General features: G+C 66.7%; 22 protein-coding genes. 20 read left to right on the top strand and 2 right to left on the bottom strand.

What is annotated here, in order from left to right; all coding sequences use genetic code 11:
* Positions 1-60: 60 nt before the first annotated feature.
* The 20 genes from rplN (at position 61) to truA (ending at position 12,022) form a co-directional block, all read left to right on the top strand.
* Entirely contained in the window at positions 61-429 is a 369-nt protein-coding gene (gene rplN, locus SSP29_RS06295) for a 50S ribosomal protein L14 (RefSeq protein ID WP_003992364.1), read from the top strand.
* 2 nt (positions 430-431) lie between these two features.
* The gene (rplX, locus tag SSP29_RS06290; RefSeq protein WP_030967306.1) at positions 432-755 is read left to right on the top strand and encodes a 50S ribosomal protein L24; all 324 of its coding nucleotides are present in this window, start codon (positions 432-434) and stop codon (positions 753-755) included.
* Positions 755-1,312: a 50S ribosomal protein L5 gene (rplE, locus tag SSP29_RS06285; protein ID WP_089099429.1), complete on the top strand. Its 558-nt coding sequence runs from the start codon at positions 755-757 to the stop codon at positions 1,310-1,312. Before rplX ends, rplE begins: the two co-directional genes overlap by 1 nt.
* 5 nt (positions 1,313-1,317) lie before the next feature.
* Positions 1,318-1,503 carry a type Z 30S ribosomal protein S14 gene (locus SSP29_RS06280; RefSeq protein WP_003948630.1) on the top strand — a complete coding sequence of 62 codons (186 nt, stop codon included), beginning with the start codon at positions 1,318-1,320 and terminating at the stop codon, positions 1,501-1,503.
* A 213-nt stretch (positions 1,504-1,716) separates the two neighbouring features.
* Entirely contained in the window at positions 1,717-2,115 is a 399-nt protein-coding gene (gene rpsH, locus SSP29_RS06270) for a 30S ribosomal protein S8 (RefSeq protein ID WP_089099428.1), read from the top strand.
* A 24-nt stretch (positions 2,116-2,139) separates the two neighbouring features.
* Positions 2,140-2,679 (top strand): 50S ribosomal protein L6, encoded by a 540-nt coding sequence (gene rplF, locus SSP29_RS06265; RefSeq protein ID WP_089099427.1) that lies wholly within the window; start codon positions 2,140-2,142, stop codon positions 2,677-2,679.
* A gap of 3 nt (positions 2,680-2,682) precedes the next feature.
* The gene (rplR, locus tag SSP29_RS06260; protein ID WP_089099426.1) at positions 2,683-3,066 is read left to right on the top strand and encodes a 50S ribosomal protein L18; all 384 of its coding nucleotides are present in this window, start codon (positions 2,683-2,685) and stop codon (positions 3,064-3,066) included.
* A gap of 36 nt (positions 3,067-3,102) precedes the next feature.
* Positions 3,103-3,708 (top strand): 30S ribosomal protein S5, encoded by a 606-nt coding sequence (gene rpsE / locus SSP29_RS06255; RefSeq protein ID WP_009190144.1) that lies wholly within the window; start codon positions 3,103-3,105, stop codon positions 3,706-3,708.
* On the top strand, positions 3,708-3,890 hold the full coding sequence (gene rpmD / locus SSP29_RS06250) for a 50S ribosomal protein L30 (protein WP_006376032.1): 183 nt from the start codon (positions 3,708-3,710) through the stop codon (positions 3,888-3,890). The genes rpsE and rpmD overlap by 1 nt, the downstream gene beginning before the upstream one ends.
* 2 nt (positions 3,891-3,892) lie before the next feature.
* On the top strand, positions 3,893-4,348 hold the full coding sequence (gene rplO / locus SSP29_RS06245) for a 50S ribosomal protein L15 (RefSeq protein WP_089099425.1): 456 nt from the start codon (positions 3,893-3,895) through the stop codon (positions 4,346-4,348).
* 188 nt (positions 4,349-4,536) lie between these two features.
* Positions 4,537-5,850, top strand: coding sequence for a preprotein translocase subunit SecY (gene secY / locus SSP29_RS06240; RefSeq protein WP_089099424.1), 1,314 nt, complete (start codon positions 4,537-4,539; stop codon positions 5,848-5,850).
* Positions 5,850-6,515, top strand: coding sequence for an adenylate kinase (locus SSP29_RS06235; protein ID WP_089099423.1), 666 nt, complete (start codon positions 5,850-5,852; stop codon positions 6,513-6,515). Before secY ends, SSP29_RS06235 begins: the two co-directional genes overlap by 1 nt.
* A 116-nt stretch (positions 6,516-6,631) precedes the next feature.
* Entirely contained in the window at positions 6,632-7,468 is an 837-nt protein-coding gene (gene map, locus SSP29_RS06230) for a type I methionyl aminopeptidase (RefSeq protein ID WP_089099422.1), read from the top strand.
* 293 nt (positions 7,469-7,761) lie between these two features.
* Positions 7,762-7,983, top strand: coding sequence for a translation initiation factor IF-1 (gene infA, locus SSP29_RS06225; protein WP_003948620.1), 222 nt, complete (start codon positions 7,762-7,764; stop codon positions 7,981-7,983).
* A gap of 61 nt (positions 7,984-8,044) precedes the next feature.
* Positions 8,045-8,158, top strand: a complete 114-nt coding sequence (gene rpmJ, locus SSP29_RS06220) for a 50S ribosomal protein L36 (RefSeq protein ID WP_003998809.1) — start codon at positions 8,045-8,047, stop codon at positions 8,156-8,158.
* 194 nt (positions 8,159-8,352) lie between these two features.
* Positions 8,353-8,733 (top strand): 30S ribosomal protein S13, encoded by a 381-nt coding sequence (gene rpsM / locus SSP29_RS06215; protein ID WP_020941684.1) that lies wholly within the window; start codon positions 8,353-8,355, stop codon positions 8,731-8,733.
* A gap of 70 nt (positions 8,734-8,803) precedes the next feature.
* Entirely contained in the window at positions 8,804-9,208 is a 405-nt protein-coding gene (gene rpsK / locus SSP29_RS06210) for a 30S ribosomal protein S11 (RefSeq protein WP_003956432.1), read from the top strand.
* Positions 9,209-9,350: 142 nt separating this feature from the next.
* Positions 9,351-10,373: a DNA-directed RNA polymerase subunit alpha gene (locus SSP29_RS06205; protein WP_003966937.1), complete on the top strand. Its 1,023-nt coding sequence runs from the start codon at positions 9,351-9,353 to the stop codon at positions 10,371-10,373.
* Positions 10,374-10,554: 181 nt separating this feature from the next.
* Positions 10,555-11,049, top strand: a complete 495-nt coding sequence (rplQ, locus tag SSP29_RS06200) for a 50S ribosomal protein L17 (protein ID WP_089099421.1) — start codon at positions 10,555-10,557, stop codon at positions 11,047-11,049.
* Between the two features lie 127 nt (positions 11,050-11,176).
* Positions 11,177-12,022, top strand: coding sequence for a tRNA pseudouridine(38-40) synthase TruA (gene truA, locus SSP29_RS06195; protein ID WP_089099420.1), 846 nt, complete (start codon positions 11,177-11,179; stop codon positions 12,020-12,022).
* A 3-nt stretch (positions 12,023-12,025) separates the two neighbouring features.
* On the opposite strand, the gene SSP29_RS06190 is transcribed toward truA, so the two are convergent.
* On the bottom strand, positions 12,026-14,056 hold the full coding sequence (locus tag SSP29_RS06190; protein WP_089099419.1) for an acyltransferase family protein: 2,031 nt from the start codon (positions 14,054-14,056) through the stop codon (positions 12,026-12,028).
* 43 nt (positions 14,057-14,099) lie between these two features.
* Positions 14,100-15,200, bottom strand: coding sequence for a mannose-1-phosphate guanylyltransferase (manB, locus tag SSP29_RS06185; protein ID WP_089099418.1), 1,101 nt, complete (start codon positions 15,198-15,200; stop codon positions 14,100-14,102).
* Between the last annotated feature and the right edge of the window lie 4 nt (positions 15,201-15,204).

Here is a 15,204-nt window from a genome sequence, read left to right as displayed (position 1 = left end):
TGAGTTGGTTACTTACTTACTCACCCGTCCCGGGAACCGGCAGACAAACAGGAGATAGACGTGATCCAGCAGGAGTCGCGACTGCGTGTCGCCGACAACACTGGTGCGAAGGAGATCCTTTGCATCCGTGTGCTCGGTGGCTCCGGTCGCCGCTACGCGGGCATCGGTGACGTCATCGTCGCCACCGTCAAGGACGCGATCCCCGGCGGCAACGTGAAGAAGGGTGACGTCATCAAGGCGGTCATCGTTCGCACCGTCAAGGAGCGCCGCCGTCCGGACGGCTCGTACATCCGCTTCGACGAGAACGCCGCTGTCATTCTGAAGAACGACGGCGACCCTCGTGGCACCCGTATCTTCGGCCCGGTCGGCCGTGAGCTGCGCGAGAAGAAGTTCATGAAGATCATCTCGCTGGCTCCGGAGGTGCTGTAAGCATGAAGATCAAGAAGGGCGACCTGGTCCAGGTCATCACCGGTAAGGACAAGGGCAAGCAGGGCAAGGTCATCGCGGCCTACCCCCGCGAGGACCGCGTCCTGGTCGAGGGTGTCAACCGGGTCAAGAAGCACACCAAGGCCGGCCCGACCGCTCGCGGTTCGCAGGCCGGCGGCATCGTCACGACCGAGGCGCCCGTCCACGTCTCCAACGTCCAGCTGGTCGTTGAGAAGGACGGCAACAAGGTCGTCACGCGTGTCGGTTACCGCTTCGACGACGAAGGCAACAAGATCCGCGTTGCCAAGCGGACGGGTGAGGACATCTGATGGCTACCACCACTGCTCCGCGTCTGAAGCTGAAGTACCGCGAGGAGATCGCGGGCAAGCTGCGTGACGAGTTCAAGTACGAGAACGTCATGCAGATCCCCGGCCTCGTCAAGATCGTGGTCAACATGGGTGTCGGCGACGCCGCCCGTGACTCGAAGCTGATCGATGGCGCGATCCGCGACCTGACCACGATCACCGGTCAGAAGCCGGCCGTCACCAAGGCCCGCAAGTCCATCGCGCAGTTCAAGCTGCGTGAGGGTCAGCCGATCGGTGCCCACGTCACGCTCCGTGGCGACCGCATGTGGGAGTTCCTGGACCGCACCCTGTCGCTCGCGCTCCCGCGCATCCGCGACTTCCGTGGTCTGTCCCCCAAGCAGTTCGACGGCCGTGGCAACTACACCTTCGGTCTCACGGAGCAGGTCATGTTCCACGAGATCGACCAGGACAAGATCGACCGTACCCGGGGTATGGACATCACCGTGGTCACCACGGCGACCAACGACGCTGAGGGCCGCGCGCTCCTTCGTCACCTCGGCTTCCCGTTCAAGGAGGCGTGAGCGAGATGGCGAAGAAGGCTCTGATTGCCAAGGCTGCTCGCAAGCCCAAGTTCGGTGTGCGTGGCTACACGCGCTGCCAGCGCTGCGGCCGTCCGCACTCCGTGTACCGCAAGTTCGGCCTGTGCCGCGTGTGCCTTCGTGAGATGGCTCACCGTGGCGAGCTGCCGGGCGTGACCAAGAGCTCCTGGTAATCCCCCTTTTAGGGATTCCGGAGGCTCTCGGTAAGCAATGGGCGTGTCAGGTGCCCACCCCTTCATGGCTTAGGCTTGGAGGGTTGGGCGCCTGACGGTCGCCCGTACGACTTACTACGCCGTAGGTCCACCGCGCCGCACCCGCCCCGTCTCGGATCGAGGAGAGGGATGGCGCACCAGGAAACCCCGGCGAGAGAGGCCACAGGCCAATTCATGACCATGACTGATCCGATCGCAGACATGCTGACGCGTCTGCGGAACGCGAACTCGGCGTACCACGACTCCGTGACGATGCCGGCGTCCAAGATCAAGTCTCACATCGCGGAGATCCTCCAGCAGGAGGGCTTCATCACGGGCTGGAAGGTCGAGGACGCCGAGGTCGGCAAGAACCTCGTCCTGGACCTGAAGTTCGGTCCCAACCGTGAGCGCTCCATCGCGGGCATCAAGCGGATCTCCAAGCCCGGTCTCCGGGTGTACGCGAAGTCCACCTCCCTGCCCAAGGTGCTGGGCGGCCTCGGCGTGGCGATCATCTCCACGTCGCACGGGCTCCTCACCGACAAGCAGGCCGGCAAGAAGGGCGTAGGCGGGGAAGTCCTCGCCTACGTCTGGTAGCAGAAGGGAACGGAGGAAACAGCTATGTCGCGTATCGGCAAGCTCCCCATCGCGGTTCCCGCCGGCGTGGACGTCACCATCGACGGCCGCACGGTGCAGGTCAAGGGCCCCAAGGGCGAGCTGACCCACACCATCGTGGCTCCGATCGACATCGCCAAGGGCGAGGACGGCACTCTCGCGGTGACCCGCCCCAACGACGAGCGTCAGAGCAAGGCCCTGCACGGCCTGTCCCGCACGCTGGTGGCGAACATGATCACCGGCGTGACCCAGGGTTACGTGAAGAAGCTCGAGATCAGCGGTGTCGGTTACCGCGTGACCGCCAAGGGCTCGAACCTCGAGTTCGCGCTCGGTTACAGCCACCCGATCCTGGTCGAGGCCCCCGAGGGCATCACCTTCAAGGTCGAGGCTCCGACCCGTTTCTCGGTCGAGGGCATCGACAAGCAGAAGGTCGGCGAGGTCGCGGCCAACATCCGCAAGCTGCGCAAGCCCGACCCGTACAAGGCCAAGGGCGTCAAGTACGAGGGCGAAGTCATCCGCCGCAAGGTCGGAAAGGCGGGTAAGTAAGCCATGGCATACGGACAGAAGATCCTCAAGGGCGACGCCTACAAGCGCGCCGCGATCAAGCGCCGTCACATCCGGATTCGTAAGAACATCTCCGGTACGGCGGAGCGTCCCCGTCTGGTCGTTACCCGCTCGAACCGCCACATCGTGGCCCAGGTGATCGACGACATCAAGGGTCACACCCTGGCGTCGGCGTCCACGCTGGACACCTCGGTGCGTGGTGGCGAGGGTGACAAGTCCGCGCAGGCCAAGCAGGTCGGCGCCCTGGTCGCCGAGCGTGCCAAGGCCGCCGGTGTCGAGGCCGTGGTGTTCGACCGTGGTGGTAACCAGTACGCCGGGCGCATCGCCGCCCTGGCGGACGCCGCCCGCGAGGCCGGGCTCAAGTTCTGAGCCGCTTGTAGCTAGCGGAAAGAGAGAGGTAATCCAATGGCTGGACCCCAGCGCCGCGGTGGCGGTGCCGGTGGCGGCGAGCGGCGGGACCGGAAGGGCCGTGACGGCGGCGCTGCTGCCGCCGAGAAGACCGCGTACGTTGAGCGCGTTGTCGCGATCAACCGCGTCGCCAAGGTTGTGAAGGGTGGTCGTCGCTTCAGCTTCACCGCGCTGGTCGTGGTGGGTGACGGTGACGGCACCGTGGGTGTCGGTTACGGCAAGGCCAAGGAGGTGCCGGCCGCCATCGCCAAGGGCGTTGAGGAGGCCAAGAAGCACTTCTTCAAGGTCCCGCGTATCCAGGGCACCATCCCGCACCCGATCCAGGGTGAGAAGGCTGCCGGCGTCGTTCTCCTCAAGCCGGCTTCGCCGGGTACCGGTGTGATCGCCGGTGGTCCCGTGCGTGCCGTCCTGGAGTGCGCCGGTATCCACGACGTGCTGTCGAAGTCGCTCGGCTCCGACAACGCGATCAACATCGTGCACGCGACCGTGGAGGCCCTGAAGGGCCTGCAGCGTCCCGAGGAGATCGCGGCCCGCCGTGGTCTGCCGCTTGAGGACGTCGCCCCCGCGGCTCTGCTTCGTGCGCGTGCGGGAGCGGGTGCGTAATGGCTCGCCTCAAGGTCACGCAGACGAAGTCGTACATCGGCAGCAAGCAGAACCACCGTGACACCCTGCGGTCCCTTGGTCTCAAGGGGATCAACACCGTGGTCGTCAAGGAGGACCGCCCCGAGTTCCGCGGCATGGTGCACACCGTCCGCCACCTCGTGACGGTTGAGGAGGTCGACTGATCATGGCGGAGAACAGCCCGCTCAAGATCCACAACCTCCGTCCCGCCCCGGGCGCCAAGACCGCCAAGACCCGTGTCGGTCGTGGTGAGGCGTCCAAGGGTAAGACGGCCGGTCGTGGTACCAAGGGTACGAAGGCCCGTTACCAGGTTCCGGAGCGCTTCGAGGGTGGCCAGATGCCCCTCCACATGCGTCTTCCGAAGCTGAAGGGCTTCAAGAACCCGTTCAAGACCGAGTACCAGGTCGTGAACCTCGACAAGCTGGCCGCGCTGTACCCGGAGGGTGGCGAGGTCACCGTCGAGGGTCTCGTCGCCAAGGGTGCCGTTCGCAAGAACAGCCTCGTCAAGGTCCTCGGCCAGGGTGAGGTCTCCGTGGCGCTGCAGGTGACGGTCGACGCCGTCTCCGGCTCCGCCAAGGAGAAGATCACCGCCGCCGGCGGCACCGTCACCGAGCTCGTCTGAGTTTTTCGGACGTCTCGATGACGTAAGCACCTCCCGACCGGGGATACCTCACAATGGGGTATCCCCGGTTGGTCGTTCCTAGGGGGGCAGTACGGCCGGTAAGGTGGCCAGCACTGTTCTTTTTCCCATTCGTCGAACCTCAAGACCGTCACCCTTGACGCAGTTGCGCGGGGGTCGCAGGAGGCACCGTGCTCACCGCGTTCGCCCGGGCGTTCAGGACGCCCGACCTGCGCAAGAAGCTGCTCTTCACGCTCGGCATCATCGTGGTGTACCGGGTCGGTACCCACATTCCGATCCCCGGCGTCAACTACAAAGCCGTTCAGACGTGTGTCGGCGAGGCGTCCGGCAACCAGGGCCTGTTCGGTCTCGTGAACATGTTCAGCGGTGGCGCGCTGCTCCAGATCACGATCTTCGCGCTCGGCATCATGCCGTACATCACGGCCAGCATCATCCTTCAGCTGCTGACCGTGGTCATCCCGCGTCTGGAAGCCCTGAAGAAGGAGGGCCAGGCGGGTACGGCGAAGATCACGCAGTACACCCGTTACCTGACGGTGGCGCTCGCGATCCTGCAGGGCACCGGCCTGGTGGCCACCGCCCGCAGCGGTGCGCTCTTCTCCGGCTGCACGGTCGCCTCCAGCATCGTCCCGGACCAGGCGATCTTCACCACCATCACCATGGTCATCTGCATGACCGCCGGTACGGCCGTCGTCATGTGGCTCGGCGAGCTGATCACCGACCGCGGCATCGGCAACGGCATGTCGATCCTGATGTTCATCTCGATCGCCGCGACCTTCCCGTCCGCGCTGTGGACGATCAAGAAGCAGGGCACCCTGGCCGGCGGCTGGATCGAGTTCGGCTCGGTCATCGCGGTGGGTCTGGTCATGGTCGCGCTGGTGGTCTTCGTCGAGCAGGCCCAGCGCCGCATCCCGGTGCAGTACGCGAAGCGCATGATCGGCCGCCGTTCCTACGGCGGTACGTCTACGTACATCCCGCTCAAGGTGAACCAGGCCGGTGTGATCCCGGTCATCTTCGCCTCTTCGCTGCTCTACATTCCGGCGCTCGTGGCGCAGTTCGCCGGCGGTAGCTCGGGCTGGAAGGACTGGATCACCCAGAACCTGACCAAGGGTGACCACCCGATTTACATCGTTTCGTACTTCTTGCTCATCGTTTTCTTCGCGTTCTTCTATGTGGCTATCTCCTTCAACCCCGAGGAAGTAGCCGACAACATGAAGAAGTATGGTGGCTTCATCCCGGGCATCCGGGCTGGCCGACCGACCGCTGAGTACCTGTCGTACGTGCTCAACCGGATCACCTGGCCGGGTTCGCTGTATCTGGGGCTGATCGCTCTCGTACCGACGATGGCGTTGGTTGGCTTTGGGGCAAGCAACAACTTCCCGTTCGGTGGTACCAGCATCCTCATCATCGTGGGTGTGGGCCTGGAGACGGTGAAGCAGATCGAGAGCCAGCTTCAGCAGCGCAATTACGAAGGGTTCCTCCGCTGATGCGAATCGTCCTCGTCGGGCCGCCTGGCGCCGGTAAGGGAACGCAAGCCGTTCGCCTTGCCAAGGAGCTGCAGATCCCGCACATCTCCACGGGCGACCTGTTCCGCGCCAACATCAGCCAGAAGACGGAGCTCGGGAAACTCGCGAAGTCCTACATGGACGCCGGCAATCTCGTCCCCGACGAGGTCACCATCGCCATGGCCAAGGACCGCATGGAGCAGGAGGACGCCGTGAACGGCTTCCTGCTGGACGGTTTCCCGCGCAACGTCTCGCAGGCCGAGGCGCTCGACGAACTGCTGAAGGCCGAGAAGATCAAGCTGGACGCCGTGCTCGACCTCGAAGTCCCCGAGGAAGAGGTCGTCAAGCGGATCGCCGGGCGGCGCCTGTGCCGCAACAAGGCGGACCACGTGTTCCACGTGACGTACAGCCCGCCGAAGGTCGAGGGTGTCTGCGACATCTGCGGCGGCGAGCTCTACCAGCGCGACGACGACTCCGAGGACACCGTCCGCACGCGGCTTGAGGTCTACCACACGCAGACCGAGCCGATCATCGACTACTACAAGGCGCAGGGCCTGGTCGCGACGATCTCCGCCCTGGGGCCGGTGGACGAGGTCACCAAGCGCGCGCTGGACGCGCTGGGGCGTGACGAGGACGACGAGAAGTAGTTCCCCGGCGGTTCTGGCCGCGGTGCCCCCACGGGTGCCGCGGCCGTACTGTTGTGTTCGTGTTCGGTTGACGCCGACGTTGACGTTGTCGTGAGTGATGGAGGCGCAGGCCACCCATGGTGCAGATCAAGACCCCCGAGCAGATCGCCAAGATGCGGGCGGCGGGCCTGGTCGTGGCGGCCATCCATGCGGCCACCCGCGAGGCGGCGGTCCCCGGTGCCAGCACCAAGGACCTCGACGAGGTGGCGCGCAAGGTCCTCGCGGAGCACAACGCGAAGCCGAACTTCCTCGGCTACGGCGGGTTCCCCGCCACCATCTGCACGTCCGTCAACGACGTGGTCGTCCACGGCATCCCCTCCGAGGACGTCGTTCTCAAGGACGGCGACATCATCTCCATCGACTGCGGCGCGATCATCGACGGCTGGCACGGCGACGCGGCCTACACCGCCTTCGTGGGCTCGGGCCACGCTCCGGAGCTGATCGAGCTCTCCCGGGTGACCGAGGAGTCGATGTGGGCCGGCATCGCGGCGATGAAGCAGGGCAACCGCCTGGTCGACGTCTCCCGGGCGATCGAGACGTACATCCGCCGCCAACCGAAGCCCGGCGGCGGCAAGTACGGGATCATCGAGGACTACGGCGGCCACGGCATCGGCACCGAGATGCACATGGACCCGCACCTGCTGAACTACGTCGACCGGCGGCGGGGCAAGGGGCCGAAGCTGGTGCCCGGGTTCTGCCTGGCCATCGAGCCGATGGTGTCGCTGGGGACGCCCCGCACCAAGGTCCTGTCGGACGACTGGACCGTGATCACGACGGACGGTACGTGGTCGTCGCACTGGGAGCACAGTGTTGCGCTGACCGAGGAGGGTCCGCTGGTGCTGACGTCTCCCGACGGGGGCAAGGCGAAGCTCGCCGAGCTTGGGATCACGGCTGCGCCGGATCCGCTGGGCTGAGCACGGCTCTGAGCCGCGGCCCCGGTGGGGGCTGGGCGCGCCCGCGCGGCGGAGCCGCACATGTATACAGCCCCGCGCCCCTATCGGGGCGCTGCAGACGGGGCGCCTCAGATAGGGCGCTCCAGAATGCTGCGCGCTTAATGATCTGTCTTCTGGGGCAGGCTTTCTCGATTCGTCTTTCCGGGTGCGCTGACGTAGACTGACTCGTCGGCTCTCGTGCACCCGCATGTCCGCATGCACCCGTAAGGGGAAGCATGGGAGTCGATCAAGGTAGTCGATTCGAAGGGCGAAGCGTGGCCAAGAAGCAAGGTGCCATCGAGATCGAGGGCACTGTCGTCGAGTCTCTTCCGAACGCCATGTTCAAGGTCGAGCTCCAGAACGGCCACCAGGTCCTGGCACACATCAGCGGCAAGATGCGTATGCACTACATCCGCATCCTCCCTGACGACCGGGTCGTGGTGGAGTTGTCTCCGTACGACCTGACGCGTGGCCGGATCGTCTACCGATACAAGTAGATCTTGCCCACGTCCCGCGTGAGCGGGGCCGCCGGCAACTGACCCGGAGAACCTCAATCCCATGAAGGTCAAGCCGAGCGTCAAGAAGATCTGCGACAAGTGCAGGGTGATCCGCCGTCACGGTCGGGTCATGGTCATCTGCGAGAACCCGCGCCACAAGCAGCGCCAGGGCTGACGCACGACCAATCCCTCTGCATCGACATCGCAGAGATTCGCGCGACGCGAGCTGAATATGTTCATACGCAGGACCCGGGCGCCGAAGGCGCCTGACACCCCCGGTTCGGAGGCCGGGGACCCAGTTCGTACCTGGTACGGCGGCTGGGAACCGGTTCTGCAGAAGACCTCCGACGATCACCAGGAGCCATTGAAGTGGCACGCGTTTCCGGTGTTGACATCCCGCGCGAAAAGCGTGTGGAGGTCGCGCTCACCTACGTGTTCGGCATCGGCCGGACGCTCTCCCAGCTGACGCTGGCCGAGACCGGTATCGACCCGAACACCCGCGTTCGCGACCTGACCGAAGAGCAGCTGGTCGCCATCCGCGAGTACGTCGACAACAACATCAAGACCGAGGGTGACCTCCGTCGCGAGATCCAGGCCGACATCCGCCGCAAGGTCGAGATCGGCTGCTACCAGGGTCTCCGTCACCGTCGCGGTCTGCCCGTCCGCGGTCAGCGCACCAGCACCAACGCCCGCACCCGCAAGGGCCCGCGTCGCGCCATCGCCGGTAAGAAGAAGCCGGGCAAGAAGTAGTCCGCAGCGGACAACGCTTCATCAGCGGTCTTCGCTGTAGGACCGACCACCTCCCCGTAGGAGTTAGTAGATGCCCCCCAAGGGTCGTCAGGGCGCTGCCAAGAAGGTGCGCCGCAAGGAAAAGAAGAACGTCGCTCACGGCCACGCGCACATCAAGAGCACGTTCAACAACACGATCGTCTCCATCACGGACCCGTCCGGCAACGTGATCTCCTGGGCCTCCGCCGGCCACGTCGGCTTCAAGGGCTCCCGGAAGTCCACGCCGTTCGCCGCGCAGATGGCCGCCGAGTCGGCTGCCCGCCGCGCTCAGGAGCACGGCATGCGCAAGGTCGACGTGTTCGTGAAGGGCCCGGGTTCCGGTCGTGAGACCGCGATCCGCTCCCTGCAGGCCACGGGCCTCGAGGTCGGCTCCATCCAGGACGTCACCCCGACCCCGCACAACGGCTGCCGTCCGCCGAAGCGTCGTCGCGTCTGACCTCGCTTCGCAGGGCTGCTCGGGCGGTACGGCTCCGTAGGGGACGTGCCGCCCGTACGCTTGCAATACCCGCACCTTTACGGGTGCGGTTCCGTCGGGCGTCAAATAGCGGGCGTCCACGAAAGAAGGATCTGATCCACACATGCTGATCGCTCAGCGTCCCTCGTTGACCGAAGAGGTCGTCGACGAGTTCCGTTCCCGGTTCGTGATCGAGCCGCTGGAGCCGGGCTTCGGCTACACCCTCGGCAACTCCCTTCGCCGTACCCTCCTGTCCTCGATCCCCGGCGCGGCTGTCACGTCGATCCGGATCGACGGCGTGCTGCACGAGTTCACCACCGTGCCGGGCGTCAAGGAGGACGTCACCGACCTGATCCTCAACATCAAGCAGCTCGTCGTGAGCAGCGAGCACGACGAGCCGGTCGTGATGTACCTGCGCAAGCAGGGTCCGGGTCTGGTCACCGCCGCCGACATCGCGCCTCCGGCCGGTGTCGAGGTGCACAACCCCGACCTCGTCCTGGCCACGCTCAACGGCAAGGGCAAGCTGGAGATGGAGCTGACGGTCGAGCGTGGCCGCGGTTATGTCTCCGCCGTGCAGAACAAGCAGGTGGGCCAGGAGATCGGCCGTATCCCGGTCGACTCCATCTACTCGCCGGTGCTGAAGGTCACGTACAAGGTCGAGGCGACCCGTGTCGAGCAGCGCACCGACTTCGACAAGCTGATCGTCGACGTCGAGACCAAGCAGGCGATGCGTCCGCGTGACGCCATGGCCTCCGCCGGCAAGACCCTGGTCGAGCTGTTCGGTCTCGCCCGCGAGCTGAACATCGACGCCGAGGGCATCGACATGGGCCCGTCCCCCACGGACGCCGCCCTCGCCGCCGACCTGGCGCTGCCGATCGAGGAGCTGGAGCTCACGGTCCGTTCCTACAACTGCCTCAAGCGTGAGGGCATCCACTCCGTGGGTGAGCTCGTGGCGCGCTCCGAGGCGGACCTCCTGGACATCCGCAACTTCGGTGCGAAGTCCATCGACGAGGTCAAGGCGAAGCTGGCCGGCATGGGCCTGGCCCTCAAGGACAGCCCGCCCGGATTCGACCCGACCGCTGCGGCTGACGCCTTCGGGGCCGATGACGATGCGGACGCGGGCTTCGTGGAGACTGAGCAGTACTAAGAGCTCGGGCCGCACGGTCCGTACTCGGGTGCGGGTGCGCTGTGCTTGATCGCGCAGTTCCCCGCGCCCCTTCCGGAGGCGCCCCTGCGGGGCTGCCTCCGGATCTCCGACAGACAACCGTCTGCTCGGATACTGACTCCGGTACCTGATACGGCCGGGGCAGACACACAGGAGAAGAACCATGCCGAAGCCCACCAAGGGTGCCCGTCTGGGCGGCAGCGCCGCGCACGAGAAGCTGCTCCTCGCGAACCTCGCGAAGTCGCTCTTCGAGCACGGTCGTATCACCACCACCGAGGCGAAGGCCCGCCGCCTGCGTCCGTACGCCGAGCGTCTGGTCACCAAGGCGAAGAAGGGCGACCTTCACAACCGCCGTCAGGTGCTCCAGGTCATCACGGACAAGAGCATCGTGCACACGCTCTTCACCGAGATCGGCCCGCGGTACGAGAACCGTCCCGGTGGCTACACCCGTATCACCAAGATCGGTAACCGTCGTGGCGACAACGCGCCCATGGCTGTCATCGAGCTTGTCGAGGCGCTGACGGTTGCCCAGCAGGCGACCGGTGAGGCCGAGGCCGCGACGAAGCGTGCGGTCAAGGAGGCCGAGGAGACCAAGGTCGAGGAGACCAAGGTCGACGAGGTCGTCGAGGACGCGAAGCCGGAGGCCGAGGAGGCGTAAGCCGTCCTTTGGCTGCCGGTCCGTTGTGGCTGGTCGCGCAGTTCCCCGCGCCCCTTATGGGGCGCGTCGGTGGGCCCGTTCCTTTCGAGGGACGGGCCCGCTTTTCTTGCCCTGAGAGGATTCTCCTGTGAGTGACGAAGTTCAGCCCGGCCAGGTGCGGGTCCGTCTCGACCTGTCCTACGACGGGACCCACTTCCACGGCTGGGCCAAGCAGGCCGGTGGGAAGCGGACCGTGCAGGGGGAGATCGAGGACGCGCTGCGGGTCGTCACGCGGTCGCAGGACACGGTGTACGAGCTGACCGTGGCCGGGCGGACGGATGCCGGGGTGCACGCGCGAGGGCAGGTGGCGCATGTCGATCTGCCGGCCGGGGTGTGGGAGGAGCAGCGGGAGAAGCTGCTGAAGCGGCTCGCGGGGCGGCTGCCGAAGGACGTGCGGGTGTGGTCGGTCGGCGAGGCGCCGGCGGGGTTCAACGCGCGGTTCGCGGCGCTGTGGCGGCGGTACGTGTACCGGGTCGGGGACCGGCCCGGAGGCGTGGACCCGCTGCTGCGCAACCACGTGCTGTGGCACGACTGGGAGCTGGACGTCGCCGTGATGGACGCGGCCGCGAAGTCGCTCGTCGGGGAGCACGACTTCGCCGCCTATGCGAAGAAGCGCGAAGGGGCGACGACGATCCGGGAGATCCTCGGCTTCGGGGTGAGCCGGCGCGCGGACGGGGTCGTCGAGATCGAGGTCAGGGCCGACGCCTTCTGCCACAACCAGGTGCGGTCGATGGTCGGCGCGCTGCTGTTCGTGGGGGACGGGCACCGGGGCGTGGAGTGGCCGCGGAAGGTGCTGGACGCGGGGGTGCGGGACAGCGCCGTGCATGTCGTACGGCCGCACGGGCTGACCCTGGAGGAGGTCGCGTACCCGGCGGCCGACCAGCTGCTGGAACGGCAGCGGCAGGCACGCCGGGTACGGGTGCGGACGGTCTGAGGGTCAGCCGGCGAGGGCCTTCCTGAAGGTCGGCTCCAGGAACGGTTCGAGGGACTTGGCGTAGCCGCCGGTCATGTGGCTGTTGTCCCAGTAGACGACGTGCCCGCCGATCACCGCCGGGCAGTAGCCGTTCGCGCAGAAGGCGGGGAGCGGGTTGATGACCGTGGCCCCGTACTCCTCGGCGACCTCGCGTTCCAGCTTGCGGAAGTCGGGCAGGTCGACGGCGGTCTCGGACTTCAGGGTGCACTCGGCGGGGTGGGCCGAGTTCTCCGCCAGGCAGTCCGGGATGTTGAAGGTCGGCTTCGGGGTGTCGGCCAGGTAGACCAGGTCCGAGCCCATGGCCTTGAGCTTCTTGAACGTGTCCACGGCGCCCTCGCGCACGGTCGTGTACTGCACGCGGTTGGCCACCACGATGACGTCCGGCTTGAGCTTCTTGATGTAGGCGAGGGCGGTCTTCCGCCACTGCGGGCACTCCGTGTACTCGCGTCCCAGGTCTTCGCGAGTGATCTTGTACACCTCGGGGGAGCAGCCGCTCTTGATGACCGTGACGACCTTGACGTGCAGCTTGAGGCCGAGCGTGTTGAAGGCGTTGCCCCACTGGTAGGCGTGCGAGTCGCCGAGCAGCACCATGGTCCGCTCCGACGTCTTGTCGCCGATCACGCAGTCGTCGTGCGGGGTGAAGCTGGTGACCAGCAGCTGGTCGATGCAGCCGTAGTCGCCCCGGTCGTTCGGCGACTTCAGCAGCGTGCTCTCGCTGACCTTGGGGGCGCTGCGTTCGCTCACCGCCTGCTCCACGGACTTGGTGCCGTCGAACCCGGTGAGGGCGGCGGCGGTGCCCGCGGTGCCGAAGGACAGGTTGAGCGGTACCTGGAGCGCGACCACCATGGCGACGGCGGAGGTGGCCGTGAGGGTGCCGCCGGTGAGGATGCCCCGCCAGGGGCGGACGACGAGCTTCACGTTCTCCCTGAACCGCTTCTCGACGACGTAGTGCGTCGCGATGGCGATGAGGAAGGAGAGGACCGCCACCCGGAAGCGGTCGGAGTAGCCGAACTCCCAGCCGATGATGTGCGGCCAGAGGATCAGCAGCGGCCAGTGCCACAGGTACCAGCCGTAGCTGACCTTGCCGATGAAGTCGAAGACCGGGTTGTCGAGGAGCCGCTCCACGCCGAGGCGGGGGTTGGCGCAGCCGCCGGCGATGATCAGCCACGCGCCGAGCACGGGACCGAGGACGGCGTATCCCGGCAGCGGGGTGTTCTCCGTGATCAGCAGGCCGGTGACCAGGGTGGTGGCCAGGCCGAGCCAGGAGACGACCGCGGCGAGCCCCCGCGGCATACGGGAGATGACCGGGGCCCAGAGGGCGAGCAGGACACCGAAGGCGAGTTCCCAGATGCGGGACTGGGTGCCGAAGTAAGCCAGTGGCTGGTTGGTGGTGGTCTCGGTGTAGCCCAGGTAGAACGAGCCGCCCACCACGGCCATCAGGACCACGCCGACCAGGATGCGGTTGCGGCGGAACACGAGCCGGCTGAGCCAGGCCACCACGACGAGCACGATCGGGGTGGCGAGGTAGAACTGCTCCTCGATGCCCAGCGACCAGAAGTGCTGGTACGGCGACTGGCTGCCGTCGTTGGCGAAGTAGTCGGTGCCGTTCTCGGCCAGCCGCCAGTTGATGACGCTCAGTGATGCGGCGAGTCCGTCGTCCATGTAGCCGCGGAAGCTGAACGGGCTCGCGTAGAGCCAGGACAGGACGCCGGTGACGACGATGGTGAGGGCGGCGCCCGGTGCCAGGCGGCGGAACCGGCGGGCCCAGAACTTGCTCAGGGACACCTTGCCGGTCTTGTCGATCTCGGCGAGCAGCTGGCTGCCGATGAGGAAGCCGCTGAGCACGAAGCTGACGTCCACACCGCCGTGGATGTCGAGGATGCCGGTGTGCATGCAGACGACCATGATGATGGCGACGGCACGCAGGCCCTGGATGTCCGGCCGGTACTTGCGAAGACGCTCTGTCTCCGCGGCCGTTGAACGATGGCTGGTCACGTCTCTCCAGTAATCCGGTAACTGTCCGGGCCGGGCGGCGGCTTCAGTGGACCGTCGGGCAGGCGTCAGCGGTACCGCTGACGCGCACGCCCTGAGCGGGGATGCGGATGCCGCACGACAGCCGCAGCTGGGCGGGCAGTTCGTTCTGGGCCCCGACGTGCGTGTGGCAGCCCACGACGACCTCACGAAGAATCGATTCGCTGCCGATCGTGGAGTCGTGGTCCACCACGGACTCGTGCACCCGGGCGCCCTCGGCGACGGTGACGTTGGCGCCGATGATGGAGCGGTCGACGACCACGCGCGGGCCGATGACGGCATGCGGGCCGACCGTCGAGCCGCCGGTCACGCGTGCGGTCGGAGCCACCACGGCCGTGGGATCGATCAGGGCCTCGGCAGGCCGTCCCACCAGGGGCGAGGCCGCCCTGCCGGTGATCAGGTCGGCGGAGCCGTGCACGAAGGCCAGCGGGGTGCCGAGGTCGCGCCAGTAGTCGTCGGTGGTGTGGCCGAAGACCCGCCCGCCGCCCGCGACGAGCCGAGGGAAGGTCTCCTGCTCGACGGAGACCTCCCGGTCGCCCGGGATGGCGTCCAGGACGGACCGGCGGAAGACGTAGCAGCCGGCGTTGATCTGGTCGGTGACGCACTCCTCCGGTGTCTTCGGCTTCTCCAGGAAGGAGAGCACCCGGCCCGCCTCGTCGGTGGGGACCAGGCCGAAGGCGCGCGGGTCGGCGACCCGGGTGAGATGCAGCGTCACGTCCGCGTCCCGGGCCTCGTGGCGGGCCAGCAGGGCGCGCAGGTCGGCGCCGGACAGGATGTCGCCGTTGAGGACGAGGACCGGGGCGTCCGGCGCGGTGCCGCGCAGCAGGCGGCCGGCGTTGCGGATCGCCCCGCCCGTGCCGAGGGGGACCTCCTCCACGGCGTACGAGATCGCCAGGTCCTGGGAGAAGTCCTTGAACTCCTCCTCGAAGAGGCTCGCGAGATACGAGGTCGCGAAGACCACGTGCTCGACGCCTGCGGCCGTCAGCTTGGCGATCTGGTGCCGGATGAAGGAGGCACCCGCGACCCGGAGCAGCGGCTTGGGGGTGTGGTTGGTCAGCGGTCGCAGGCGGGTTCCCTTGCCGCCCACGAGGATGATGGCTTCCTGCATGATT

This window comes from Streptomyces hyaluromycini (genome assembly GCF_002217755.1).
In the GTDB taxonomy this organism is placed as follows: domain Bacteria; phylum Actinomycetota; class Actinomycetes; order Streptomycetales; family Streptomycetaceae; genus Streptomyces; species Streptomyces hyaluromycini.
The sequence above is the reverse complement of the archived record's forward strand: the minus strand, read 5'-3'. Positions and strand labels throughout refer to the sequence as shown.

Bases quoted from the DNA above. Each gene is read 5' to 3' on its own strand.
- rplX (WP_030967306.1), top strand. From the start codon at position 432: ATGAAGATCAAGAAGGGCGACCTGGTCCAGGTCATCACCGGTAAGGAC.
- rplE (WP_089099429.1), top strand. From the start codon at position 755: ATGGCTACCACCACTGCTCCGCGTCTGAAGCTGAAGTACCGCGAGGAG.
- SSP29_RS06280 (WP_003948630.1), top strand. From the start codon at position 1,318: ATGGCGAAGAAGGCTCTGATTGCCAAGGCTGCTCGCAAGCCCAAGTTC.
- rpsH (WP_089099428.1), top strand. From the start codon at position 1,717: ATGACCATGACTGATCCGATCGCAGACATGCTGACGCGTCTGCGGAAC.
- rplF (WP_089099427.1), top strand. From the start codon at position 2,140: ATGTCGCGTATCGGCAAGCTCCCCATCGCGGTTCCCGCCGGCGTGGAC.
- rplR (WP_089099426.1), top strand. From the start codon at position 2,683: ATGGCATACGGACAGAAGATCCTCAAGGGCGACGCCTACAAGCGCGCC.
- rpsE (WP_009190144.1), top strand. From the start codon at position 3,103: ATGGCTGGACCCCAGCGCCGCGGTGGCGGTGCCGGTGGCGGCGAGCGG.
- rpmD (WP_006376032.1), top strand. From the start codon at position 3,708: ATGGCTCGCCTCAAGGTCACGCAGACGAAGTCGTACATCGGCAGCAAG.
- rplO (WP_089099425.1), top strand. From the start codon at position 3,893: ATGGCGGAGAACAGCCCGCTCAAGATCCACAACCTCCGTCCCGCCCCG.
- SSP29_RS06235 (WP_089099423.1), top strand. From the start codon at position 5,850: ATGCGAATCGTCCTCGTCGGGCCGCCTGGCGCCGGTAAGGGAACGCAA.
- map (WP_089099422.1), top strand. From the start codon at position 6,632: ATGGTGCAGATCAAGACCCCCGAGCAGATCGCCAAGATGCGGGCGGCG.
- rpmJ (WP_003998809.1), top strand. From the start codon at position 8,045: ATGAAGGTCAAGCCGAGCGTCAAGAAGATCTGCGACAAGTGCAGGGTG.
- rpsK (WP_003956432.1), top strand. From the start codon at position 8,804: ATGCCCCCCAAGGGTCGTCAGGGCGCTGCCAAGAAGGTGCGCCGCAAG.
- SSP29_RS06205 (WP_003966937.1), top strand. From the start codon at position 9,351: ATGCTGATCGCTCAGCGTCCCTCGTTGACCGAAGAGGTCGTCGACGAG.
- rplQ (WP_089099421.1), top strand. From the start codon at position 10,555: ATGCCGAAGCCCACCAAGGGTGCCCGTCTGGGCGGCAGCGCCGCGCAC.
- manB (WP_089099418.1), bottom strand. From the start codon at position 15,200: ATGCAGGAAGCCATCATCCTCGTGGGCGGCAAGGGAACCCGCCTGCGA.